The organism is Pseudonocardia halophobica (assembly GCF_027922425.1).
GTDB classification, from domain to species: Bacteria; Actinomycetota; Actinomycetes; order Mycobacteriales; family Pseudonocardiaceae; genus Pseudonocardia; species Pseudonocardia halophobica.
This window is the reverse complement of the sequence record NZ_BSFQ01000002.1, coordinates 241235-264899: the sequence shown is the minus strand read 5'-3', so window position 1 is coordinate 264899 and position 23665 is coordinate 241235. Positions and strand designations below refer to the sequence as shown.

Annotated in this window: 21 protein-coding genes and 1 pseudogene; 10 read left to right on the top strand and 12 right to left on the bottom strand. The window is 70.8% G+C overall.

Annotation, left to right across the window (positions count from 1 at the left end; all coding sequences use genetic code 11):
* Window positions 1-19 precede the first annotated feature (19 nt).
* Genes PKE99_RS03615 through PKE99_RS03605 form a run of 3 tightly spaced genes read left to right on the top strand, consistent with a single transcriptional unit; the run spans window position 20 to window position 3064 of the window.
* Window positions 20-1480, top strand: coding sequence for an MFS transporter (locus PKE99_RS03615; RefSeq protein ID WP_051736659.1), 1461 nt, complete (start codon window positions 20-22; stop codon window positions 1478-1480).
* Window positions 1481-1484: 4 nt separating this feature from the next.
* A complete protein-coding gene (locus PKE99_RS03610; protein ID WP_037039852.1) occupies window positions 1485-2294 on the top strand; it encodes an alpha/beta fold hydrolase in 810 nt (269 codons plus the stop codon).
* On the top strand, window positions 2291-3064 hold the full coding sequence (locus tag PKE99_RS03605; protein WP_051736658.1) for an SDR family NAD(P)-dependent oxidoreductase: 774 nt from the start codon (window positions 2291-2293) through the stop codon (window positions 3062-3064). Before PKE99_RS03610 ends, PKE99_RS03605 begins: the two co-directional genes overlap by 4 nt.
* A 133-nt stretch (window positions 3065-3197) precedes the next feature.
* Here PKE99_RS03605 and PKE99_RS03600 read toward each other — a convergent pair whose 3' ends face one another.
* A complete protein-coding gene (locus PKE99_RS03600) occupies window positions 3198-4985 on the bottom strand; it encodes a sigma-54-dependent Fis family transcriptional regulator (RefSeq protein WP_037039844.1) in 1788 nt (595 codons plus the stop codon).
* A 237-nt stretch (window positions 4986-5222) separates the two neighbouring features.
* Here PKE99_RS03600 and PKE99_RS03595 point away from each other — a divergent pair, with 237 nt between their 5' ends.
* A complete protein-coding gene (locus tag PKE99_RS03595; protein ID WP_081923686.1) occupies window positions 5223-6167 on the top strand; it encodes an alpha/beta hydrolase in 945 nt (314 codons plus the stop codon).
* A 32-nt stretch (window positions 6168-6199) separates the two neighbouring features.
* A complete protein-coding gene (locus PKE99_RS03590; protein WP_051736657.1) occupies window positions 6200-7822 on the top strand; it encodes a flavin-containing monooxygenase in 1623 nt (540 codons plus the stop codon).
* Window positions 7823-7846: 24 nt separating this feature from the next.
* Here PKE99_RS03590 and PKE99_RS03585 read toward each other — a convergent pair whose 3' ends face one another.
* Window positions 7847-8068 (bottom strand): type 2 periplasmic-binding domain-containing protein, encoded by a 222-nt coding sequence (locus tag PKE99_RS03585; protein ID WP_197040418.1) that lies wholly within the window; start codon window positions 8066-8068, stop codon window positions 7847-7849.
* On the opposite strand from PKE99_RS03585, the gene PKE99_RS03580 reads away from it, so the two are divergent.
* A complete protein-coding gene (locus tag PKE99_RS03580; protein ID WP_231498018.1) occupies window positions 8028-8591 on the top strand; it encodes an acyl-CoA dehydrogenase family protein in 564 nt (187 codons plus the stop codon). The genes PKE99_RS03585 and PKE99_RS03580 overlap by 41 nt on opposite strands.
* A 114-nt stretch (window positions 8592-8705) precedes the next feature.
* Here PKE99_RS03580 and PKE99_RS03575 read toward each other — a convergent pair whose 3' ends face one another.
* Complete coding sequence (locus PKE99_RS03575; RefSeq protein WP_197040417.1) at window positions 8706-9158, bottom strand: MarR family winged helix-turn-helix transcriptional regulator; 453 nt, start codon at window positions 9156-9158, stop codon at window positions 8706-8708.
* A 100-nt stretch (window positions 9159-9258) separates the two neighbouring features.
* On the opposite strand from PKE99_RS03575, the gene PKE99_RS03570 reads away from it, so the two are divergent.
* Window positions 9259-10359, top strand: coding sequence for a substrate-binding domain-containing protein (locus PKE99_RS03570; protein ID WP_051736656.1), 1101 nt, complete (start codon window positions 9259-9261; stop codon window positions 10357-10359).
* A gap of 113 nt (window positions 10360-10472) precedes the next feature.
* Here PKE99_RS03570 and PKE99_RS03565 read toward each other — a convergent pair whose 3' ends face one another.
* Both PKE99_RS03565 and PKE99_RS03560 read right to left on the bottom strand, forming a co-directional pair.
* On the bottom strand, window positions 10473-11138 hold the full coding sequence (locus PKE99_RS03565; RefSeq protein ID WP_037039842.1) for an AmiS/UreI family transporter: 666 nt from the start codon (window positions 11136-11138) through the stop codon (window positions 10473-10475).
* 137 nt (window positions 11139-11275) lie between these two features.
* A pseudogene (locus tag PKE99_RS03560) lies at window positions 11276-11536 on the bottom strand (acetamidase/formamidase family protein); the annotation flags it as partial.
* 594 nt (window positions 11537-12130) lie between these two features.
* On the opposite strand from PKE99_RS03560, the gene PKE99_RS03555 reads away from it, so the two are divergent.
* Together PKE99_RS03555 and PKE99_RS03550 are read left to right on the top strand one after the other, a co-directional pair.
* Window positions 12131-12415, top strand: a complete 285-nt coding sequence (locus PKE99_RS03555) for a hypothetical protein (protein ID WP_037039840.1) — start codon at window positions 12131-12133, stop codon at window positions 12413-12415.
* Window positions 12416-12622: 207 nt separating this feature from the next.
* Complete coding sequence (locus tag PKE99_RS03550; protein ID WP_156067049.1) at window positions 12623-13510, top strand: ABC transporter substrate-binding protein; 888 nt, start codon at window positions 12623-12625, stop codon at window positions 13508-13510.
* 216 nt (window positions 13511-13726) lie between these two features.
* Here the strand turns inward: PKE99_RS03550 and PKE99_RS03545 are convergent, their stop codons facing one another.
* From PKE99_RS03545 to scpC, 3 genes are all read right to left on the bottom strand, one after another.
* A complete protein-coding gene (locus tag PKE99_RS03545; protein WP_037039834.1) occupies window positions 13727-14428 on the bottom strand; it encodes an alpha/beta fold hydrolase in 702 nt (233 codons plus the stop codon).
* Window positions 14429-14510: 82 nt separating this feature from the next.
* Window positions 14511-14843, bottom strand: coding sequence for a hypothetical protein (locus tag PKE99_RS03540; RefSeq protein ID WP_037039832.1), 333 nt, complete (start codon window positions 14841-14843; stop codon window positions 14511-14513).
* Between the two features lie 278 nt (window positions 14844-15121).
* Window positions 15122-16636 (bottom strand): succinyl-CoA:acetate CoA-transferase ScpC, encoded by a 1515-nt coding sequence (gene scpC, locus PKE99_RS03535; RefSeq protein WP_037039829.1) that lies wholly within the window; start codon window positions 16634-16636, stop codon window positions 15122-15124.
* A gap of 366 nt (window positions 16637-17002) precedes the next feature.
* Here scpC and PKE99_RS03530 point away from each other — a divergent pair, with 366 nt between their 5' ends.
* Complete coding sequence (locus tag PKE99_RS03530; RefSeq protein ID WP_037039827.1) at window positions 17003-17467, top strand: DUF8821 family protein; 465 nt, start codon at window positions 17003-17005, stop codon at window positions 17465-17467.
* A gap of 294 nt (window positions 17468-17761) precedes the next feature.
* Here the strand turns inward: PKE99_RS03530 and PKE99_RS03525 are convergent, their stop codons facing one another.
* From PKE99_RS03525 to PKE99_RS03510, 4 genes are all read right to left on the bottom strand, one after another.
* A complete protein-coding gene (locus tag PKE99_RS03525; RefSeq protein ID WP_037039819.1) occupies window positions 17762-18064 on the bottom strand; it encodes a hypothetical protein in 303 nt (100 codons plus the stop codon).
* Between the two features lie 159 nt (window positions 18065-18223).
* Window positions 18224-18640: a heavy metal-responsive transcriptional regulator gene (locus PKE99_RS03520; protein WP_037039817.1), complete on the bottom strand. Its 417-nt coding sequence runs from the start codon at window positions 18638-18640 to the stop codon at window positions 18224-18226.
* Window positions 18641-18900: 260 nt separating this feature from the next.
* A complete protein-coding gene (locus PKE99_RS03515) occupies window positions 18901-20517 on the bottom strand; it encodes an MFS transporter (RefSeq protein WP_051736653.1) in 1617 nt (538 codons plus the stop codon).
* Window positions 20514-22979 carry a Lon protease family protein gene (locus PKE99_RS03510; RefSeq protein WP_063739627.1) on the bottom strand — a complete coding sequence of 822 codons (2466 nt, stop codon included), beginning with the start codon at window positions 22977-22979 and terminating at the stop codon, window positions 20514-20516. Before PKE99_RS03510 ends, PKE99_RS03515 begins: the two co-directional genes overlap by 4 nt.
* Between the last annotated feature and the right edge of the window lie 686 nt (window positions 22980-23665).

Genomic DNA, 23665 nt, shown 5'->3' with positions numbered 1-23665 from the left:
GCACGTCCACCCTCGACCGATGGAGGTCGACATGGTCGCCGCCACTCCCCCGCCCACCTCCCGGCCCGATCCGCAGATCCTCGCCCGGCTCGAACGCCTCCCGATGGCGCGCCCGCAGTACGGAATCCTGCTCGCCGGCGGACTCGGGCACCTCTTCCAGGCGCTCGACATCGTGATCATCGGCTTCATGCTCCCCTACCTCAAGGCGGAGTTCGGCCTGTCCAACGGCGAGATCGGCCTGATCGGCGGGGCCGCGCCGGTCGGCATGATCGTCGGCGCGGTCGCAGCCGGTCTCTTCGGAGACCGGTTGGGACGCAAGAGCGTGATGCTCCACGCCCTGCTGCTGTTCTGCGCCGCGTCCGTCTCCATCGCCTTCGCCGACGGGCTGACCTTCGTCATCATCGCCCGGATCGTCGCCGGGCTCGGCGCCGGCGCCGAGGCCGCCATCGTCTCGCCCTACATCTCCGAGTTCGCCACCGGACGCAACCGCGGCCGCTTCGTCAGCGGCGTCACCTTCTTCTTCTCCCTGGGCAACGTCGTCGCGGCGCTGCTCGGCTCGTTCGTGGTGCCTCTGGACAACGGTTGGCGGATCGCCTCGGTCCTCTGCGGCCTGCCGGTCCTGGTACTGCTGTGGTGGCGGCGCTCGCTGCCGGAGTCGCCCCGCTGGCTGCTCAGCCGAGGCCGGGCCGCCGAGGCCGACGCCGTCGTCACGCGGCTGGAGGCCCGGGTCGTCGCCGCGACCGGCCGACCGCTCCCGCCGGTGCCCGCCACGGCGGTCGTCCCGCCGACCCCGCATGTGTCCAGCTCGCCGTCGGCGGTGTGGCGCAACGGTCTGGCCCGGGTCACCACCGCCACCTGGATCTCGTCGTTCGTGTTCCTGTTCGCCTTCTTCGGTTTCTTCACCTGGATGCCGTCGCTGTTCCTGGAGATCGGCGTCGCACCCGGGCTCGCCTCGCTCTACAGCTTCCTGCTCTTCGTCGCTCAGCCGATCGGATACCTGATCGCCCTCGCCGTCAGCGACCGGTTCGAGCGGCGCACACTCCTCGTGACGTTCTTCTCGTTCGCCACCGTCTCCTCCGTCGTGCTCGCCGTGATCCCCCGCGACAGCGTGGTGCTGCTGTTCATCGGCCTGGCGCTGTCGATCTGCATCACCTGTATCTCGGGAATCTTCTTCCCCTACTCCTCCGAGGTGTACCCGACGGCGGTTCGCGCCACCGGAGCCGGGCTCGTCTCCACCGCAGGCAACGTCGGCGCGTTGGCCGCGCCCGTCGCGATCGGCTTCGCGTTCGGCACGGTCGGCTTCGGCGGGGTGTTCGTCGCGATGGGGGTCCTGCTGGCCGTCGGCGCCCTGGTGATCCGGACCCTCGGCCCGCGCGTCACCGGCAAGACGCTGGAGCAGGTCTTCGCCGACGAGGCCGCGACTGCCTCCCCCGACGTCGCCGGGACGCCGGCGCCCGCCGCCGTGACCGAGAAGGGATGACGACATGAGCACGCCCGATCCGCTACCCGACTCCGATGTCGCCGACGAGGGATCCGGACCCGCGGTGCTGTTCAGCCACGGCACACTGCTCGACCGCACGATGTTCGCGCCCCAGACCACGGCGCTCAGGGACCGGTACCGCACCATCGCCTACACCAGCCGAGCCGGCACCAGCAGATTCGGGACCGAGCGCTCGCTCGACGACCTCGTCGACGACTGCCTGGCCGTGGCCGACGCGGCCGGGGTCGAGCGGTTCGTGCTGCTCGGCATGTCCGTCGGCGGGTTCATGGCGGTCGAGCTCGCGCTCCGCCACCCCGAGCGGCTGGCCGGCCTCGTCCTCATGGCCACCCAGGCGGCCGCCTACACCGCCGAGGAGCGAGCCACCTTCGGCGCCCTCCTCGACCCCCTCGACACGGACGGGACGATCCCGGAGTCCGTCGTCGAGGCGTTCCGCCCGGTGATCTTCGGCAAGCGGGCGCTCGCCGAGCAGCCCGACCTGGCGCAGCGGTGGACCGCCAAGTGGCGCCGCCGCCCCGCTCGAGCCCTGTACGGCGAGTACCGCTCGTGGATCGACAAACCGGATCGGCTGCCCGACCTGGCCGGCATCACCATCCCGACCCTGGTCCTCCACGGCGAGGGCGACAACGGGATCGCCATCGACCACGCCCACGCGATCCACGAGCGACTACCGAACTCGACCTTCGCCCCCGTCGCCGACGCCGGCCACCTCGTCACCGAGGAACAACCGGAGGCGGTCACCGACGCACTCGCGAGCTGGCTCGACGACTTGACACCCTGGGAAGGACGATCATGACCACCGAGACCACCGCCCTCGGAGCCGCCCGAGCGACCGACCTCACGGGCGAGATCGCCGTCGTCACCGGAGGAAGCCGCGGCATCGGCGCCGCCGTCGTCGCCGCGCTCGCCGGCGCCGGCGCTTCCGTCGTGATCGCCGGCGGCTCCGAAAAGCACGGTCGCGCCCTGGCCGACGAGCTCGGCGAGCCACACCGCTACCTGCCTCACGACGTGAGCTCCGAGCAGTCGTGGGCCGAGCTCCTGGACCGGATCCGGAAGGAGCTCGGCGAGATCACCCTGCTCGTCAACAACGCCGGCATCCTCGATCCCGGCCACGACATCAGCGAGACCAGCGTCGAGAACTTCGACAGGCACTACCGCGTCAACCAGCTCGGAGTGTTCCTCGGAATGCGGGCGGTCGCCGGAGGGATGAAGCGGGCGGGCACCGGCTCCATCGTGAACGTGTCGTCGATCGGCGGGCACCGCGGCTACGCCGACCAGATCGGCTATTCCACCACCAAGTGGGCAGTGCGGGGCATGACCAAGTGCGCTGCCGTCGAGCTGGGCCCGCACGGTGTCCGGGTCAACTCCGTGGCCCCGGGCTTCATCAGCACGACGATGATCGACGTCATGCCCGGCGAGCAGATCGACGCCGTCACCGCAGCCACCCCGCTCGGCCGGCGCGGCACTGCCGAGGAGATCGCCCGGGCAGTGCTGTTCCTCGCCTCCGGGGACTGTCCCTTCATGACCGGTGCCGAACTCGTCGTCGACGGCGGGCTCGCGCTGTAGCGGCCTCGTGCTCCACGAGGTTGTCGGGAGCCGTTGCTCGGCCGGATCCCGTGGTCAGGCTGTTCCGTGCCGACGGACCCGGTGACCTGACGAGCCGGCGCCCGGCCGCCCGACCGGACCGGGTGCTGGGGCGTCAACCCAGTCCGAACTCGCGCATCTTGCGGTAGAGGGTGTTCCGGCCGATGCCCAGCGCCTGCGCGGCCCGGCTGCGGTTGCCGTCCGCCGCCCGCAGCGCCTCGGCGACCGCGTCCCGCTCGGCGGACTCCATCAGCCCGTGCGCGCGGCGGACCGTGCGGAGCTCCTCGGGCAGGTCGTCGACCTCCACGGTGCCCCCGCCCGCCCGCCGGGCCAGCTGGACCACCGTGGTGCGGAGCTCGGCGAGGTTCCCCGGCCAGTGCCAGCCCGCCAGGCGCTCCCACACCGCCGGCGCGAGCCGGGTGCCCGACTCCGTCTCGGGCAGCTCGGCCAGCATCTCGCGCACCAACGCCGGGAGGTGCTCCCGACTCTGCGCCAGCGGGGGAAGGCACACGGTGGTCGCGACGCGGCGCACCATCCCGAGCACGGCGTCATCGGCACCGTCGAGCTCGGCGGTGAGCGCGATCGGGGCGCCGGTCTCGATCAGCGCCTGGAGCTGAGCAGTGGTGGGCGTGGGTGCGGTGTGCACCCTGCGGACCACCACGCCGCGACCCTCCGAGGCCGCCGAGCGGGCGGTGTCGAACCAGGTGGGCTGCAGAGCCGGTTCGACGACCAGGGGCTCCCCGGTCCCACGCCCCCGCAGCGCCCGCAGCGCCGTGGACAGCTTGCCGGTCCCACCCGCGCCCGTCACCGCGATGGTCTCGCCGTGCAGCGCCGCGATCTCGATCTGGCGCTCGACGGCCGGGTCGAAGTGCACCGGCTCCCGCGCCGGCCCCTCGGCGCTGCGTACGGCGTCGGCTCGCGAGCGGGCGCCGCCGGAGAGCGCGGCCGACGGCGATCGCATGGCGGTGGGGAGCGGGCGCACGCTGAACGCCCGCCGCGCCCCGTCGCCGATCGGCTCGACCAGGGCGTCGCGCAGGCCGTCGGCGAGGGGCACGGGCATCCGCTCCGGGCGGGGCGGCGCGTGCTCGTTCAGGTACGGCCACAGCAGGGCGTGCAGCTCCGGCCCGGTGTGGGCGAGGCCCAGCCGGTTGGCCAGCACCGTGTTCTCGTCGACGACCAGGGCGGGGCCCGAGGTCCGGTCGAGGGACAGGTAGGCGTGGACGAGCCCGCGATGGCGGTCACCCGCCTCGTCGACCATGCGGGCCTCGATCTGGCGGCCGATGTCCCCGGCCATCACCGTCATGAGCGGGTGCACGTCCCGCAGGGTGCAGGCCAGGGAGAAGCTGCCGACCAGGACACCCGTGTACGGCTCGATGATCGGGGTGCCCGCGCAGGTCAGCTGCTCGAGCAGGGCGTTGTAGTGCTCGGGCCCGCGGACCAGCACGGGCTGGCGCTCCACGAGCACGGTGCCGATGCCGTTGGTGCCGATCGAGTGCTCGGAGAAGTCGAAGCCCTCCGCGGCACTCGCCCTGTCCATGACGTCCCGTTGCCGGCGGTGGGGGGCACAGCGCAGGACGATGCGGCCCGCGGCGTCGGAGAGCACCATCGCGACCGGGACGTCGGCGAAGCTGTCCTGCAGCCGTTCGAGCACCGGACCGGCGGCGCGGCGCAGGATCGGGTGGACGTCGTCCGGGGCGCGGTAGGCGAGGTCGGTGGCGGCGGCGGGGACGTTCTCCCCGATGCAGCGCCGCCAGCTCTTCTCGATGTACCGGGGCACCCCGACGGCCCCGGGTGCGGCACTGAGCAGCCCGCCGTCGAGCAGGGACTCGCGGGTCGCGCGGATGCGTTCACGCTCGGCCGACGTCAGGGTGGCCGGCGGGTTACGCACCTGGTCTCGACGCATCGTTGCCTCGTGATCCCTCGACGACGGCGCCCGGCACATCGGCGCCACCACTGCCCTTCACTGTGCCTGACGGCGGCCGGGACGACCACCGACCCCGCACGCTAGGCCTGCCGCGCCGCCCGCGGGGTGTTCCGTTCTGGAACACCGCCACCCGTTCCAGAACGGAACACGCCGAGCCGCCCGCCGCCGGTGAAGGTGAGGGCCACGTCACAACCGGTTCGAGGAGGAACACACACGATGACGACGACGCCCTCGGCGCCCGCGGCGGACCTGACCACCGACTCCGTGCAGAGCGACCCACGGTCCGATGGGCTGCGCGCGCTCTACGCGGACTGGGCCGAGATCCTCGCGACCACCCCGGGTCTGACGACGCGGTTGTTCCGCAGCATCTTCGACGAGTGGCACCAGGCCACCCGCGAGCCCGAGGACGTCACCTACCGCGAGGACACCGTCGGTGGCGTCCCCGGGATCTGGGCGCTGCCGCTCGGCGCGGACACGACCACGGTGCTGCTCTACACCCACGGCGGGGGTTTCGCCGTCGGGTCGGCGGCCAGCCACCGCAAGCTCGCCGCGCACGTCGCGAAGGCCCTCGGCGTCACCGCCTTCGTCCTCGACTACCGCCGCGCCCCCGAACACCCCCACCCGGCGCAGGTCGAGGACGGGGTCGCGGCGTTCACCGCGTTGCGCGAGCGCGGCATCACCGACATCACGACGATCGGCGACTCGGCGGGCGGCAACCTCGCCGTGGCGATCCCGCTCGCCCTGCGCGAGCAGGGCCTGCCGCTGCCCACCCGGGTGATCGCGTTCTCCCCCTGGCTGGACATGGAGAACTCCGGCGAGACCCTGGTGACCAACGACGCCACCGACGCGCTGATCACCGTCCCGCTGCTGGAGGGCATGATCGCCGGGGTCCTCGCCGGGGGTCGGATCGACCCGCGCACCCCCCTGGCGAACCCGCTCCACGCCGACCTCACCGGCTTGCCGCCGCTCTACATCAACGCGGGCGCGGCCGAATCCCTGCTCGACGACGCCACCCGGCTCGCCGAGCAGGCCCGCGCGGCGGGCGTCGACGTGACCCTCTCGGTCGTCGGCGACATGCAGCACGTCTTCCCCTTCATGGCCGGCAACGCACCCGAGGCCGACGCGGAGATCGCCGCCATCGCCGCCTGGTTCCGGGCCTGACCCGCCCGCCTCTCGAGACCACTGGAGTTCCGATGAGCACCACCACCCCCACCCCGGATGTCGCCCCGGACGTCGACGCCGTCGTGATCGGCGCCGGGTTCGGCGGCATCTACATGCTGCACAAGCTGCGCAACGAACTGGGCCTGACCGTCAAGGCGTTCGAGAAGGGCGGCGGGGTCGGCGGCACCTGGTACTTCAACCGCTACCCCGGCGCCAAGTCCGACACCGAGGGCTTCGTCTACCGCTACTCCTTCGACCGGGACCTGCTGCAGGAGTGGGACTGGTCGACCCGCTACCTCGACCAGCCGGACGTGCTCGCCTACCTCGAGCACGTCGTCGAGCGGTTCGACCTCGGTCGCGACATCACGCTGAACACCGAGGTCACCGCCGCGACGTTCGACGAGGACACCGCACTCTGGACGGTGCGCACCGCCGACGGCGCGCAGCTGACCTGCCGTTATCTCGTCAACGCCCTCGGTCTGCTGGCGCGCAGCAACATGCCCGACATCCCCGGCCGGGACTCCTTCGCCGGGCGGCTGGTGCACACCAACGCCTGGCCCGAGGACCTCGACATCACCGGCAAGCGGGTCGGGGTGATCGGCACCGGCTCCACCGGCACCCAGTTCATCGTCGCCGCCGCTCGGATGGCCGAGCACCTCACCGTCTTCCAGCGCTCCCCGCAGTACTGCGTCCCCTCCGGGAACGGCCCCGTCGACCAGGCCGAGGTCGCGCGCACGAAGGAGAACTTCGACGAGATCTGGCACCAGGTCCGCAACTCCGTGGTGGCCTTCGGGTTCGAGGAGAGCACCGTGGAGACCATGAGCGTGTCGGAGGAGGAGCGGCGCCGGGTGTTCCAGGAGAACTGGGACAAGGGCAACGGCTTCCGGTTCATGTTCGGCACGTTCTGCGACATCGCCACGAACCCCGAGGCCAACGCCGCCGCCGCGGCGTTCATCCGGTCGAAGATCGCCGAGATCGTCGAGGACCCGGAGACCGCCCGCAAGCTCACCCCGACCGACCTCTACGCCAAGCGGCCGCTGTGCAACGAGGGCTACTACGAGACCTACAACCGGGACGACGTCGAGCTGGTCTCGATCAGGGAGAACCCCATCCAGGACATCACCCCGGCCGGCGTGCGCACCGCCGACGGGGTCGAGCACGAGCTGGACGTGCTGGTGTTCGCCACCGGCTTCGACGCCGTCGACGGCAACTACCGGGCCATGGACCTGCGCGGACGCGGCGGTCGCCACATCGACGAGCACTGGGAGGCGGGCCCGACCAGCTACCTGGGTGTGTCGAAGGCGGGCTTCCCGAACATGTTCATGATCCTCGGCCCGAACGGCCCCTTCACCAACCTGCCGCCGAGCATCGAGGCCCAGGTCGAGTGGATCGCCGCGCTCATCGCCGACGCCGAGCGCGACGGCGTGCGGACCGTCGAGCCGACGCAGGAGGCCGAGGACGGCTGGACCGCCACCTGCGAGGAGATCGCGAACATGACCCTGTTCCCGCAGGCCGACTCGTGGATCTTCGGGGCCAACATCCCCGGCAAGCGCAACGCCGTCATGTTCTACATGGCCGGTATCGGCGCCTACCGCGGGCAGCTGGCCGAGGTCGCCGACGCCGGCTACAAGGGCTTCGAGCGCCAGGAGGCCTGAGCACCCGGGGACCGGCGGGCCCGTTCACGGGTCCCGCCGGTCCGCCGTCGGCAGGACCTCCGCCGCCGTCGCCAGCACGCGGTGCAGGGCGGGGGCCTCGTCGTCCTCGCGCCAGATCAGGTACACCGTGACCGGCGGCAGCGGGTCTGCGACCTCGGCGATGTGCACGCCGTCGAGCGGCAGGGTCACCACGGCGCTGGCCGACGTGAAGTGCAGGCCCGCCCCGGCCGCGACCTCCGACGTCACCTTCACCGACGTCCGGGTCCCCGCCGACGCCCTGGTCGGCGGGGACGAGGCCACCGGCTACCAGGCCGCCATGACCTCCCTGGCCCGAGGTCGCGTGCACATCGCCGCGCTCGCCGTCGGCACCGCGCAGCGGGCCGTGGACGAGTCCGTCACTCACGCCACCCAGAACACCCAGGGCGGCACCCGGATCGGGGAGTTCCAGCTGGTCCAGGCCATGCTCGCCGACATCCAGACCGGTGTGCTCGCCGGCCGGGCCATGGTCCGCGACGCGGCCCGGGCCTACGTGTCCGGCGAGGACCGCCGGATCGCCCCCTCGGCCACCAAGCTGTTCTGCACCGAGATGGCAGGCAAGGCCGCAGACCTGGCCGTGCAGGTGCACGGCGGCTCCGGCTACATGCGCGAGATCCCTGTCGAACGCATCTACCGCGACGTCCGGCTGCTGCGGCTCTACGAGGGCACCAGCGAGATCCAGCGCCTCATCGTCGGCGGTGGGCTCGTCCGCGCAGCGCTGAAGAACTCGTGAGCGTCTCGCTCCTGCGCGGGTGAGGAGGTCGGTCGCCGGCCTCCCAGGTGGGCAGGGCGAGCACCGCGCTCTCGACCATGGGTGCGGGCGCTGCTTCGCGAGCGCCCCGGCCGTTCATGTAGCGAGCCGGGCGAGGAGCCGGACGAGCTGCGCGGCGTCGTCAGGCTCCAGCTCCGCCACCGCATCGTCCTCCGCCCTGCTGATCTGCGGGGCGATGCGCGCGTGCAGGTCGGCGCCGTGATCGGTGGTGAAGACGAGAACCCGGCGGCGGTCCCGTTCGTCGACCCGACGGTGGACCACAGCGTTGTCCACGAGCCGATCGACGATCTTCGTCAGGGTCGGGGCGGGCACCATGGCATGCTCGGCGATCTCCGACATGGAGTGCCCCTGCCCGTCGGCGAGCAGGTCCAGGACGCGCCACTGCTCCAGGGCGAGCCCGCAGCCGGCCAGGGTGGCCTCGACCTGCCGCGCCACCCGGTGCGTGACCCGGGCGAGCAGCGTGTGCAGCGACTGGGTCGGCCGGGCCGTCGACGACGCCCCTCGGGGCACGAGGGACGTTGAGGCCACGGGAAGTCCTCTCCGACGGGTGACGAAATCGCTGTCATCGTAAACACTACCGATTCGAAGTGTCGGGTGAGGCTGTGCCGCACGTCGCGGAGGGGGTCCCATGCGAGGCACGACCGCCCTGGTGGATCGGCGTCAGGAGTCGCTGGACGTTGCCTTCGTCATCCCGCTCAGCGGCCCTGCGGGCATCTTCGGGCCGTCCTGCGAGGCCTGCGGCGAGCTCGCGGTCGACGAGATCAACTCCGCGAACGGAGTGCTCGCCCGCGAGCTGCGGCTGCACGTCGTCGACGGCGGGCAGGCGCCGGCGCAGGTGGCGCGCGAGGTGGCGGACCTGGTCCGTGCCGGAACCGTCCAGGCCGTCGCCGGTTGGCACATCTCCGCGGTGCGGCAGTGCATCGACCGCGTGGTCGCCGGCCGCGTGCCGTACGTCTACTCCACCCTGTACGAGGGCGGGGAGCGCACGGAGGGCGTCTTCCTCACCGGAGAGACCCCGGACCGGCAGGTGCTCCCGGCGCTGGAGTGGATGGCGCGGGAGCTGGGCGTGCGGACCTGGTGCATCGCCGGTGACGACTACGTCTGGCCGCGGGCGTCGGCGCGGGTGGCGCGACGGTTCGCGCGGTCCTCGCCGCTCGTGCAGGTCCTCGACGAGGTGTTCGTGCCGCTCGGTACGGAGGACTTCTCCTCGGCCGTGCGGCGAGTGGGCCGCAGCGGGGCGCACGGTGTGCTGATGTTCCTCGTCGGGTCGGACGCGGTCCGGTTCAACCGCACCTTCGTCGCCGCCGACCTCGACCGGCGGTGCGTGCGCCTGAGTCCGCTGATGGAGGAGAACATGCTGCTGGCCAGCGGCGCGGAGAACACCCACGGCCTCTACGCCACGTCGGGGTTCTTCGAGACGCTGGTGACCGCGGCGGGCCTGGACTTCTCCCGCCGCTATGTCCAACGGTTCGGGTACACCGCGCCGACGCTGAACTCGATGGGCGAGTCCTGCTACGAGGCGCTGACCTTCATGGCGAGGCTCGCCGAGCGGGCCGGCAGCATCGAGCTGGATCGGTTGTGCGCGGCGGCGGACGAGCTGGCCTACGAGAGCCCTCGGGGGGTGGTGCGCATGACGGGGAACCACCTGCTGCAGAGCGTCTACCTCGCACGGGCGGACGGGCTCGAGTTCGACGTCATCGCCCAACTCGCAGCGCCGCCCCGGAGCTGAGCCAGGAACCCCGCCGCCGCCGCCCGGCAGCGGGCCTGCTCGGCGCCGGGCCTACTCGGTGCCGGGGACTGCTCGCTGCCGGGCCTGCTCGGTGCCGACCGGTCGACGTCCGGCTAGAACGAGAACACCCCGATCAGCACGGCGAAGCCCAGGGCCCATGCCGTGCCGACGCCCTCGAAGATGGTGAGCCATCCGGTGGGACGGGCGATCGGCAGCTCGAGCGCGAGGAGCGCCCAGAACAACGCCCACAGGATGGCCCACAGGAACCAGTTGATCCCCAGCCAGATCAGGGCGGTGTTCCCGTTCGCGTTCTGCAGCGTGTAGACCCCGGCCGGGACCGCGGTGATCGCGACGAACAGGCAGTACCAGCCGAAGGCGCGGCCGCCCGCATCGAGGTACTGGTTGAACGCCACCCAGAGGTAGGTGAAGGCGAACAGCAGGATCAATCCCCCGCCGCGCACGGCGGCGAGGTTGTTGCCGACCGCACCCTGGACCAGGAAGATCAGCGCGATCACCACGCCCACGAAGCCGGTGAAGATGTTGATCACCGCGACTTCCCGGTTCTGCAGGAACAGCGGCGAGCGCTCTGCTCGCGCCGGTGCCGGCTCGGCTCCCCGGCCGCCGACCGAGCTCGGGACGTCCGCCGACTCGCCGGCCGCGGCGGCCGCGTGGGCCGGTACCCGCTCGACGTCCTCCGCCGCCCGCGCCTGGCCTATCAGCCAGATCCCGTTCACGGCGAGGACGGCTCCGACGTACAACAACACCACGGCGAGCAGCATCGGTTCGCCTCTCACTCTCGATGGTCAATGCAGTACCCACGGCGGCGTCGGCTCCGGCCGGTGCCGGGCCGGGCGGCCGCGCTTCTCACTGACGCGCAGCTCGTGCGCGCTCGCCCCCTCCGACCCGATTGGGGGCACAGATCGCCGGGCTCGGCGCCCTGGATCTCGACCGGCCCGCTGAGCATGTGGGCAACGTCGAGGTTGACGTCCCGTACGTCGTTCGAGGAGTCGTTGTTGCCGAGTTGCGCATCGGTCCATTCCCGGCATTCGACCCGAAACTCCGCACCCGGCCGGACCGACGCGGCCGCCGGGATGTCCGGGTGCCAGCGGTTGTGCCCAGGTACCGCCTGATCTCGCATCGACTTCGACTGATCCACGCTGAACACGACCTCGGGCACCGCCATCCCTCCCGTCTCCGCGAGCAGAATTCCTTCCTAGTGAAACTATTCTCACCGGAAGAAGCTGTCAACGACGTGTCCGGCGACGACCAGGTTCGCCGGCTCGATGGCCGAGGCAGCTCCAGGCCCCCGGGGGCAGGTGACGAGGTTGCCGGTCGGTTCCGGGGGCAGGTCTCCCGGGTTCCGCCCGCGATCACCACCCGCTCCACGGCGTCCAGTAGATGGATTTGCGGGCTTCCGAACGCGTCGTCCGAAGCAGAATGATCGTGTTCCGGTGACGAGCGGAATCAGCATCGGCACAGGTCGTCAGGTGTATCAAATCTGCGCCGCAGCCTCTGACGGCTCCTGCGAAGTGGCGTCTCGCGAGGGAGAGGAACAGGAACAATCATGTTCCACATTCTCGTCGCCGCCCCTGGCTACACCACTCGCGCAGATCCAACCGACACCACGGCCGATTAAGCCATGCGAAAAAACCGAAAATTGCGGAACACAAATCGGTAGCCGCCGAGGGTATTGGGGTACTCCGGTCGGAGCCTTGCCGAGCGTCTGGCGGGAGAGGATCGTGCGTGCCCCGGGTTCGAAGAGGAGAGGCGGATGCATGTAGTAGTGCGGCGCTACGTGGGTGCTTCGAAGCTCATCGACGTGACGTTGGAGCGCCAGTCGGACGTCCGGGAGGTCATCAGCTCGGTTCCCGGGTTCAGGGCTTACTACGGCGTGAGGGCCGGAGACGGGGGCATGCTGACTGTCACCGTGTGCGACGACGAGGCCGGGACCAGCGAGTCCAGCCGTCGCGCGGCCGAGTGGGTTCGGAATAACGTCCCCGGCATGACGATTGATCCGCCGGAGATCATCGCAGGCGAGACCTACCTCAACTTCTGATCCAGGGTATGCCGCTCGACAAGGAACCCAGCGGCTGCTCACGTGTGTGGGGACTCGCGAAACGCGCACGGGCCCGGAGCTGCGGCGACACCGACTCGGGTCCGAACACGAGATCGTGGTGGGCGGATCTGTCGCACGCTGTCGGTGCTCGGCTCATGTTCGTAGAATCGTGCGCGTCCACGGCCGCGTCGGCCCGGGATCCACCGGGTGGGAGTGATCGCGATGGTGTTCCGGATCCAGCCGCACGTGCGGCTGCACGAGTGGGTCGCCGAGGAGCGGGGCTTCTTCGCCGAGGAAGGTCTGGACTACGAGTTCGACGCCGGGTTCGCGGGCGGCTCGGCGAGCGGGGTCAGCGCGGCCGGCGAGGCGCCACTGCAGGTGCGCAGCGGCGCCTTCGAGGACATGCAGGCGGGCCGACCCTCGGACGTGTCCTGCGCCTGCCACTGGGCCGTGAACGCAGCCGCCACGGCCGAGCACGGGAAGATGTACGGCAAGGCGTACTCGGTGTGCCCGGCGGGGATCTACGTCGCCGCGAACTCCGCGCTGCAGCAGCCCGCCGACCTTGCCGGCGTCGAGGTCGGCGTCGGATACCACTCGGGCAGCCACTATTCCGCACTACAGGCCCTCGAGGCGTTCATGCCGCGCGCGCAGGTGACGCTCGGCTTCTTCGGCAGACCGTTCGACCGCGCCCGACTGCTGCTGCAGGGCCGGGTGCCCGCGGTGAACGTCTGGGGCGCCCCCGCCTACGTGCTGGAGCAGCGCGGATTCCGCAAGCTCGTGGACACCACCTTCGTCATGGGCTTCCTGCTCTCCGCGCAGGTGAACCCCGACGACGTCGAGCGCTACTTCCGCGCGCTGCTACGGGCCCAGCAGGAGATCGACCTGGAGCCGCACCGCTACACCCCGCACTGGGCCCGGGAGATGCCGGCGGACCTGCTCGAGCTGGTGGACGTGCGCCGCTTCGGGCCCGGGGAACGGATCGTGCCGCAGCCCTACACACGCGAGATGTTCGACCGCACCCAGGGCTGGATGCGCCAATGGGAACTGCTCGACATCACAGCACCGGCCCGCTACGAGGAAACCGTGCTCAGCTGACGCCGGGCCGACCACGCGGGGGTAACCCGCCCGCACGCCTGTCTCCGCACGGCCAACGAGCGCGAGAACCTCGCGGTGAGCCTTCGAGTCAGCCTCTGCCCGGCGCAGCGGCGCGATCGTCGCCCTCGTCGTCCTCCACCCACCAACGCGACTGCCCGGACGAAACGGAGCGGGCGCCCCTGGGACGACGTCGAGCCGCACCACGGTACGGACCTGCTACTGCGCGGCCCCCACTGCCTCGGCCGCCGTCACGATGAGCTGCAGGACGTCGTCCGGGTGGGAGACCATCGCCACGTGGTTCGTTGCGACCTCGACGGTCGTGGCCCCCATCCGGGCGGCGAAGGTGCGCTGCGCGTCGGGCGGGATCGTGCGGTCGCCCTCGGCGACGAGGAACCAGGACGGCAGCGACCTCCACGCCGGGACGCCCATCACCTCGTCGACGGCCGACCAGGCCAGCGGCTGCTGCACGGCGTACATGACCCGCGCCTTGACCGGGTCGACGTCGTCGGCGAACTGGTTCAGGAAGTCGTCCTCGGGCATCCAGGCGAAACCCTGCTCGTCGACGTCCAGGTGCGCCAGGGCCGGGCCGGGCGGACCCTGCGCCAGCAGCTTGCCGATGGACTCGCCCTCGTCCAGGCCGAAGGCCGCGATGTAGACCAGGCCGACGACGTTGGGCGTGTCGGTACCCAGCGCGGTCACGATCTGCCCGCCGTACGAGTGGCCGGCGAGGAGGGTCGGGCCGTGCTGGCGCGCCAGGACCTGGCGCAGCCGGGCGACGTCGGCCGCCAGCGCCCCCTCGGCGAACTGCGGCGCGGTCACGGTGTAGCCGTCGGCCTGCAGGCGCTCGACGACCGCGCTCCAGCTGGAGCCGTCGGCCCACGCGCCGTGCACGAGGACGATGTTCGGTCGGCCACTCATCGGAGGATCCTTCCCGGAGGACGGCCGCGGGGGCCGTCGGCGTCGGTGCAGGGCCGCCCGCGGAGGGCGAGCGCGGCCTTGGTCAGGTGGTCCGGGGGTACGTGCGGGCAGGATCGGCTCCTGCGGCGTCGTGGCGACGGCTCGTCGCCTCCCTGAGCTCGGGCAGGTACCTCAGCACGTGTGCGGAGATGTCGGTGGCGGCCGACACCACGCCGTGGCTGGGCGTGTCCTTCTCGCGCATCTCGCGCGCGATGGCCTCCAGGAGCCGGGCGATCCCCGACATCACGTACTCGCCGGGGAACCGGTCCCCGAAGATCTGCTCCGCCCGGGCGACGCGCAGGGCCGTAGCCGCTTCCGTGAGCAGCGCCGGATCTCCACGGAGTGCCCAGCGACCGGTGGAGTCGGAGGTGTCCATAAGAGGCTCCCTCCCTGTCGAGTCGGCCCCGGATTCGCCCTCGGCGCTGCCCCCCGCCCGCTGCGGGGACCGCGTCCGGCATTCGACCCGGTGCGCCGCGGCGGCACTTCACCCGCTGCGGGCGATGAGCCGGAGCCGCGGCCGGCCGGACCGTGGCCGGCTCGTGGCGGGTCGGCCGCTCGCCCGAGCCGTGCCCGACAGCACCGGGATTTGCGCCCGGGCGGGTGGGACGTGGTCGGCAGGTGGAGTCCGGCCGGCACGTCCGGCCCTGGTGAGGATCAGGCCCGCATGCTTCCGGTCGCCAGGTATCGCTCGTGCCAGCCGAGCGCCTCGCCGATGAGGTGCGGCGTGTGCTTGCCCGGGGACTCGGCGAGAGCGCGTTGGTGGTAGTCCTCGAGCAGGGGCCGGTAGTCCGGGTGGGCGCAGCGGTCGATGATCTGGCGCGCCCGCCGTCGTGGAGCGAGACCGCGCAGGTCGGCGAGGCCCTGCTCGGTCACGAGGACATGCACGTCGTGCTCGGTGTGGTCGACGTGGGACACCATCGGCACGATGCTGGAGATCGCGCCGGCCTTCGCGGTCGACGGGGTCAGGAAGAACGAGATGTAGGCGTTGCGGGCGAAGTCGCCCGAGCCGCCGATACCGTTCTGGATCTGGCTGCCCATCAGGTGGGTGCTGTTGATGTTGCCGTAGAGGTCGGCCTCGATGATGCCGTTCATGGCGAGGACACCGAGCCGGCGCACGACCTCGGGATGGTTACTGATCTCCTGCGGCCGCAGCACGATCCGGTCCCGGTACGCAGCCGCATTCGCGTTGATCTCCTCGGCGGCGACCGGGCTCAGCGAGAACGCCGTGGCCGACGCGACGGACAGCGTTCCCGAGCGAAGCAGCCCGAGCATGCCGTCCTGGATCACCTCGGTGTAGGCGGTGAGATTCTCGAAGGGACCCGCGCCCAGCCCGTTCAACACGGCGTTGGCCACGTTGCCGACCCCGGACTGCAGTGGCAGCAGGTTCGCGGGGAGCCGCCCACGGGCCACCTCGTGCTCGAGGAACTCCAGCAGGTGCCCCGCGATCCGGCGCGAGGCGTCGTCGGGCTCGGTGAACGGGGAGTTGCGGTCCGGCCGGTCGGTCTCGACGACCGCCGCGATCTTCTCGGGTGGGCATACCAGGTAGGGGGTGCCGATACGGTCGCCCGGACGGGCGAGCGGGATGGGAACGCGGTGGGGCGGCAGGGCGGTGCCGTAGTAGATGTCGTGCAGTCCCTCCAGCTCGGTGCTCTGCCAGGAGTTGACCTCGACGATCACGCGCTCGGCCTGGTCGATCCAGGTCTTGTTGTTCCCCACGGAGGAGGACGGCACGAGCCGCCCGTCCTCGGTGATACCGCTGACCTCGACGAGCGCCACGTCGAGGTGGCCGAGGAAGCCCTCCCACACGAGCTGCGCGACGTGGGACAGGTGCACGTCGATGTACTCCATCAGACCGGCGTTGATCTTCCGGCGACTCACGGGGTCGGACTGGTAGGGCAGTCGTAGCTCGATGCCGTCGGCCTCGGCGAGGGCACCGTCCAGTTCCGGAGCGGTGGACGCGCCGGTCCACACGCTCACGCGGAACGGGGTGCCGGCGGCCGTGGCTTCGGAGATCCTTCGAGCCAGGGCCAGCGGAACAGCCTTCGGGTAGCCGGCCCCGGTGAAGCCGCTCATCCCCACGTTCGCTCCCGCGGGGATCAACGCAGCCGCCGCGTCGGCCGGAACCACCTTGCGGCGCAGCTCGGCGCTCGCGACGCGCATCTTGCCCATCGGCTCTCCCGCCCTCGTCGGATCCGTCGTCCAACCCCCGACCGCAGCCAGGGCTACCCGCCGACGGGAGGGGAAGAACCGCATCCCGCCTCCCAAGCGGCAGGAGGCCATCGAGGCCGAGGCCACCGAGGCCGCCCGAGCCCGGCACGAGGAGCAGCCCGGGTGACTTCCTCGGCGGGGGTTTCAGGCGCGGCTGCGGGCCCGCTGACACGACAGCGGCGTCCCACAGACGGCATCGCCGAGATCCGACGCCACGATGGTTCGCGGTCCGCCGTAGATACGGATCTTTGAGGACAGGCACTTCACGGGCAGGATGCCGAGCGACGGGCTCGACAATCATCCGGCCGACCGAGGGGACTTCGTGTCATGACCTACGCCGTGGACTTCCGGACCGTGTCGACCACCGGAGTGGAGTCGTCGCCGGTGGCGTCGGCGCTCGCGGGCTTGCGGGCGAACGAGGCCCGCTACTTCAAGAACAAGTACGACCACGACTTCACGGTGGAGCCCGCGGCCGACGCCCAGGAGACCATCGAGTGGGTGCACCGGATCCTGCGGGAGGAACGCGACATCGTCATCTCGTCCCCGCCGCTCGAGGCAACGGCGTTCCAGGTCGAGAACATCCGGATGGCCTACGTCTTCTACGAGAGCGGCCTGTCGATCAACGTCATGTACACCCTCGACGACACCGGCAAGCGGGCGGTCGGCTTCAAGCTGTCCGACGGGATGGAGATCCCCGAGGAGCTCGCCTCCCGCTTCAAGTTCGCCCGCCAGAAGTCGAAGCTGGCGGGGACCATCCGCGGTTCGTACTTCACCATCAAGAAGGAGTACTGAGCCCGGCTACCCGACGAGTGTCGCCGATCACCCGGACTACGACCACGTGCCTCCCGCGTCCAGAAGACACCGGCCACCGACTCCGCCGCGGCCGGCTGGGCCACCGGGCAGAAGACCTACAACGGCGCGATCTCGGCCGATCTCGACGAGGACCCGGCCGAGGCCGGCAGGGGGACCAAGGGGAGGTCCTCGTGAAGCGCTCGGCATCTGACCGTCGCCGAGTCGTGGTGACGTCGCGTCGCCCGCCCCGGTGGGCGGCCGTCGCGATCGCTGCGCGGCTGCGCCCGGGGCCGCCTACGGGGCCGCTGTCGCCGTGACCTCGAGAACCCGGATGTCGATCAACGCGATGCCCTGGGCCGAGCGACCCTCCTCATTGCCTTCGACGTCGACGCGGAACGACTCGGCCGCCTCGCGGGAACTGAAGGTCACGACGGCGATGCTCTGCCCAGCGTCCCGGTCGAGCAGCCAGCTGCCCGACACGAAGCCGGCGTGTCGCCGGACACCGGGAATGATGAACTCCCGGAGCGCCCGGCCGTTCTGCTCCTCGCGGGAGAGGTCCAACGCGAACGTCGCGACGGTGGCATGGGTGGCGGTCATCGCGACATGGTCCCGTGAGCTCGGATCGCGCCCACCTGCAGCCGTCGGCCTTCGCGCGCTTGGTCACCAAGAACAGCCCCGGAATCCGCGGCGGAGCCTGCCGTGAACGACAGGTCGGTTCCCGGAGCAGGAGCAGATGCCTCGCCGACGTCGCGATGTCTACTCTGCGTGGGCCTCGGACGGATCCTCGATGAGGTAGCAGACCTGCCCGCCCCTGCAGCGACCCGGATCCGGTCGCGCTCCCTGCGGGACGCGGGCGCGCAGGTCATCGCGCAGGGCGACAAGGTCTCCGATCTTCGCCTCCACGGTCTCGATGTGGTTCTCGATCAGTTCGGTCACGTGCTCACACGGCGGCCCTTGCTGGTCGCGAACCCGGAGCACCTCGGCGATCTGGGCCAGGGACAGGCCGAGCGACTGTGCCGATCGCGTGAAGCGCAAGCGGGTCACTGCCTCTTCGTCGTACTCCCGGAGGCCGCCGGGCGTGCGCTCCGGGGCCGGGAGCAGTCCTGCCTGCTCGTAGAAGCGGATCGTCCGTACGCGCACTCCGGTCCGTGCGGCGAGCTGCCCGATACGCACCGAGCGACCATAGCGCCGGCAGCGCTTGACCCTCCACCCCACTGGAGGTTCTAGATTCGCTGGGGCGGCGGTCAGCAGGCGCGCCGCGCGAGCGGGTAGCGCCATGCCTCCGCCGTCCGAGTGCCTCACCCGAGCGGGACCCCCCTCACCGCTCGGGTGGGGCCGGGCCTCGGGACTTCTCACAGCCCGGAATCGGCAGGAGCGCAACATGGACGAGCCCCGGCGTGCGCTGGATCGTCAAGAGCCGAAGATTCAGGGGGCTACACAGTCTTGGAGGCCTTCGCCTCACTCACGATGTCCTCTGCCGACAACTCGCCCGACACGTACTTCGGCAATCTCGCGGCCGGGAAGATCGCCAACAACGAGATGCCCGCCACGATCAAGAACGAGGCCTGCAACGCACGGAGCCGGGCGTCCTCGTTGATCGCCACCGCTCTCTCCACCTGCTCCGGTGTCGCCGAGGTCGCACCGAGCGCACTGCCCAACTCGTGATTGGTCACGAAGTCGAGCTGGTCGAAGAGGACCTTCGTCTCGAGTTCCGGCGGCAGCTCGGAACGGGCGAAGGCCGATGTCAGGAGCAGGCCCAGCAGTCCGACGGCGATGACGCCGGCGAAGGCCGCGCCGATGGCGTTCGAGACGTTGTTCGCCACGCCCCGCAACGCGCCGACGTCGCCGGCCAGTCGCTTCGGGGACGCGGAGACGAGCACGTTGAACAGCAGGGTGAGCAGCGTGCCCTCACCGATGCCGACGAGGAGCAGCCCCAGGATGACGGCGACGGTGCCCCAGTTGTTGCCCACGGTGAAAGCGACCACCACCAGGCCGACGGCAACCAGGACGAAGGAGGCGACCCCGAGCCTGCGGGGCGAGAGGCGACCGTACAGCCGCACGGAGACGACGCCTGCGAGCGCCACTGCGCCCGCGTACGGGAGGATGGCCACCGCCGAGAATATGGGCGTGCGGTCCTGGACGATCTGGACGTAGAGCGGGATGAGAAATCCGACCGCGAGGCCGAGGCTGCCCGCGACGAGGAAGGCGATGACGGCGCTCTTCTCCTCCTTGCTGTCCAGGACCTCCGTCGCGAGCAACGGCTGCTTTCCCGCCGCCACGCGTTTCTTCGACCATGCGAAGAAGGCTTGACCCAGCACGATCCCCGAGAGGATGAACATCGGCGCCGGCGACACACGCAGGACGGAGAACGGCGCCGCCTCTTCCGCCACCAGCGGGCCCCACCTCTGGAGGTTGTTGAAGCCGAACAAGATGAGCGCGATCGCGGCACCCGACAGTGCGACCCCGACGACGTCGACAGTGATGGCCCGTTGACGCGGGACGGGCGTGAGGCGATAGCTCAGGACGAGGACGACGACCGCCAGCAGGACGATCAGCCCGTACGAGTAGCGCCAGCTCAACGCCGTGGCGAGGAACCCGGCGACGACGAAGGTCAACGCGCTGGCGACCGCCGGAATGCCTGCCAGCACGCCCAGCGCCGTCTCCTGCTGCCGCCCGTGGTAGTTCGCGGCGATCAGCACCACCAACGTCGGCACGACGGCGCTGGCCGCGAGCCCCGCGAGCGCCTGGGCGGTGTTCATGGTGCGCGCGTCGGTGCTGGTCGCCATCAGAGCCATGGCCCCGCCGTGCGCGATGACGCCGATCTGGAACACCCGACGCTCGCCGAAGAGCTTGCCGATCTTCGCTCCCAGCATGACGAACGCGGCGACGAACAGCGAGTAGAGGAGGAGCGCCGTCGCCGTGGCGGTAGCCGGCGCGTCCAAGTCCTCGGAGATCGGCCCGAGCGACACAGGCAACGCGCTGATGTTGATCGCCAACTGAAGTTGGGCGAGAACGATGACGATCAACGGCAACCACGGCGCGGGCTTCACCCGGGAGCTCGGTCGACAGTGCTCGGCGCGCCGGCGAGAGCGGCGTCGGACCGGACCTTGCCGAACTCGCGTATCTGCTCTGCGTACTCCCACAGCCGATCCTGGACCAGCCGGTGCACGGTCCCCTCCGGGAAGGTCCCGTCAGCCGCCCGTTCGCCGGCCGATCGCCCCGTCAACAACTCGATCCCCTCGTCGACATGGCTGACCGCCCAGACGTGGAACCGTCCGGCGCGGACCGCCTCGATCACGTCCTCCCGCAGCATCAGATGCTTGACGTTCGACGTCGGCACGAGCACCCCTTGCCCGCCCGTCAGTCCCCGCTCGCGGCAGACATCGAAGAAGCCCTCGATCTTGCGCGTCACGCCCCCGACCGCCTGCACCTCGCCGTGCTGGTTCACCGCGCCGGTCACGGCGAGCCCCTGGTGCAGCGGCAGATCGGAGAGGGCCGACAGCAAGGCGTAGAGCTCGGTCGTCGACGCCGAGTCGCCGTCGATGCCGCCGTACGACTGCTCGAAGGTGATCGTCGCCCCCAACGAGAGCGGCCAATGCTGGGCGTACTGCGCCTGCAGGTACCCGGTGAGGATCAAGAATCCCTTCGAGTGGATCGGGCCCGACTTCTCGATCTCCCGCTCGATGCTCTGCACCGTCCCCAGCCCGACCGAGACCCGTGCGGTCACCCGGGTCGGCCGCCCGAAGCTGTGGTCCCCGACGCCGAGCACCGCCAGCCCGTTGACCTGCCCCACCTGCGCGCCCTCGGTATCGATCATGACGGTTCCGTCGAGGATCACCTCTCGATTCCGCTCCTCGACCAGGTTGCGCCGCTGCTCCTGCTTGGCGATCGCGGCGTCGACATCCTCTGCCAGCACGACGTCGTGCCCCGCCTCGCCCGCCCAGTGGCTCGACTCGACCGCGAGCCTGGCGACGTCGAGGAAGCGTGCGGTCAGCTTCCGCTGGTGATCGCGCAGCCGCGCTCCGTGCTCCACGATCCGGGCGACGGCCGAGCGGTCGAAGTGGCGCAGTCCGCGGTCCTGGACGAGCCGGCTCAAGAAGGCGGAGTAGCTCGCGAGGTTCGCCTCGCTCCAGTCCATGTCCGGCGCGAACTCCGCCTTCACCCCGAACAACTCCGGGAAGTCCACGTCGGCTTGATGCAGGACGTCGTACAGCGCGGCCGGCCCGATCAGGATCACCTTCAGGTCGAGCGGGATCGGCTCCGGCCGCGGCCACGCTGTCGGCGCCGCCTGCTCGCCCGGGTTCTCGATCCGCACCTCGCCGGACATCAGGGCGCGCTCCAGCCCCGTCCAGGCAACGGGGCTGCGCATGACGTCGAGCGCATGCAGAACGAGGAAGCCGCCGTTGGCGCGATGCAGTGCGCCCGGCTTGATCTGCCGGAAGTCGGTCACCATCGTTCCCAGCATGGCCCGGTAGTCCTGCCGGCCGGCCAGGTTGAAGTAGGTGGGGTTCCGCTCGACGACGACCGGGGCGCCGATGAGGTCGCCGTTGTCGATCAGCACGTTGACCTCGTACCGCGCCAGGCGCTCCTGCCGCTGAAGTCCGAGCGCCGCGACCGGGCCGTCCGCGTGCTCCGCCTGCCGGGTCTCGGTCACCGGCAGGAAGTCGTGCAGGTGTTCCGGCAGGTTCTCCTCGATCTGCTCGATGAAGGTGAGGACATCGGGCTGCTCGCCGTACTCCTCGCGCAGCTCCGCGATCAGCGGGCCGACGGCGTACAGCGCCACCCCGCGATCGAGCGCGCTCACGCGCTCCTGGGCCTCCTTCTCGATCTGCTGCATCTGGCGCACGAACGCGCCGACCTCGCTCTGGACCTGCGCGCCCCGCTGCTCGACCTGCGCCTTCTCCTCAGGTGACAACTGCTCGAACACCTGTTGCGACATCGGCTCGCCGCTCCGCAACGGGATCTTGCCGATACCCGTCGGCGTCAACTCCAGCGCAAAATCGTGTTCCTGCGCGAAGGCGCGCAGGTCGGCGATCGACTTGGCGCGACGCGTACCCACCTCGCCCAGGGACTGCTCTCGCCGCCGCGCGTACTCCTCGCTCTCGAAGGCGCGAGGAATCTCCCGCTGCGCCGCCTCGAGGAAAGACGCCAACGCCGTCGCCAGTCCCCGGGCGTGGCCGGCAGGCATCGAGAAGGTTCGCGGCCGGTCCGGCTCGGCGAAGTTGTGGACGTAGACCCGGTCGGGCGGCGTCGGCCGCGTCGCGGCGGCGGAGCGCACGGCCGCCAGGACGGTGCTCTCCCGCCCCGTACCCGGCGGACCGGCGACATAGAGGTGAAAGCCGCGCACGCCGACCTCGAGCGCGAAGGCGATCGCCTCGCCCGCACGCGGCTGCCCGATCGTCGTCTCGACCGGCGCCACCTCGACCGTCGTCCGGAACGGCAGCATCGCCGGGTCGACCCGCCGCCTCAGGTCCTCCGGCTTCACCGCCAACCGCTCGCGCAGTTCGCGCATCGCGCTCCTCCCTCGACTCTTTGCGGACGACCACTCATGCCTTCGGTCCGTACGGCAGGTGCCGCGATGCCTCCTCCCTCGGGCACGTCGTCGCCTCGAACCGCGACGATCGGGCAGCCGAGAGCCGGACGACCATCACCCTGCCGCGCCTGCAGCAAGCCAGGAAGCGCCCGACCACACCAGCACGTCGAATCCGGCCAGGGACCGTAGGCGATCAGGGCCGGCTCTGAGCCGGATACGGTCAGAAACGTGGCCATCGTCCTCTCGCTACGCGGCGGCTGTCCACACACCCTGAGCAGGGGATCTTCACCTGAACCCGCTCCCGGTATTCGCCCCGACGATCAGCGGCCTCCGTCCCTCGCGCGCCACGCCGGCGGCCGAGGGCCAGGGCGACCAGGCCCCGGCAGAATCAGGCAGGCGAGAAGGTCGAGGACGCCGCCAAGGGCGTCTTCGAGAAGTAACCCCGCCTCGCCTCCTCCGACACGGCGCCCGGGTGCCCTCGGTATGCCGGGCGCCTCACCGTGGCGGCAGCCCTCCTGCTTCACCGGGTCCGCGCCTCGCCGCATACGGCGGCCGGTGAGCCGGCTGGGCACGACCGATCGTGTTCTCGTCGTGCTCCGGTGCCCAGGGCCGGAGTACATGGCGGTCGAGGCCGGCGAGCCGGACGGGATCGGTCAGCTCACAGG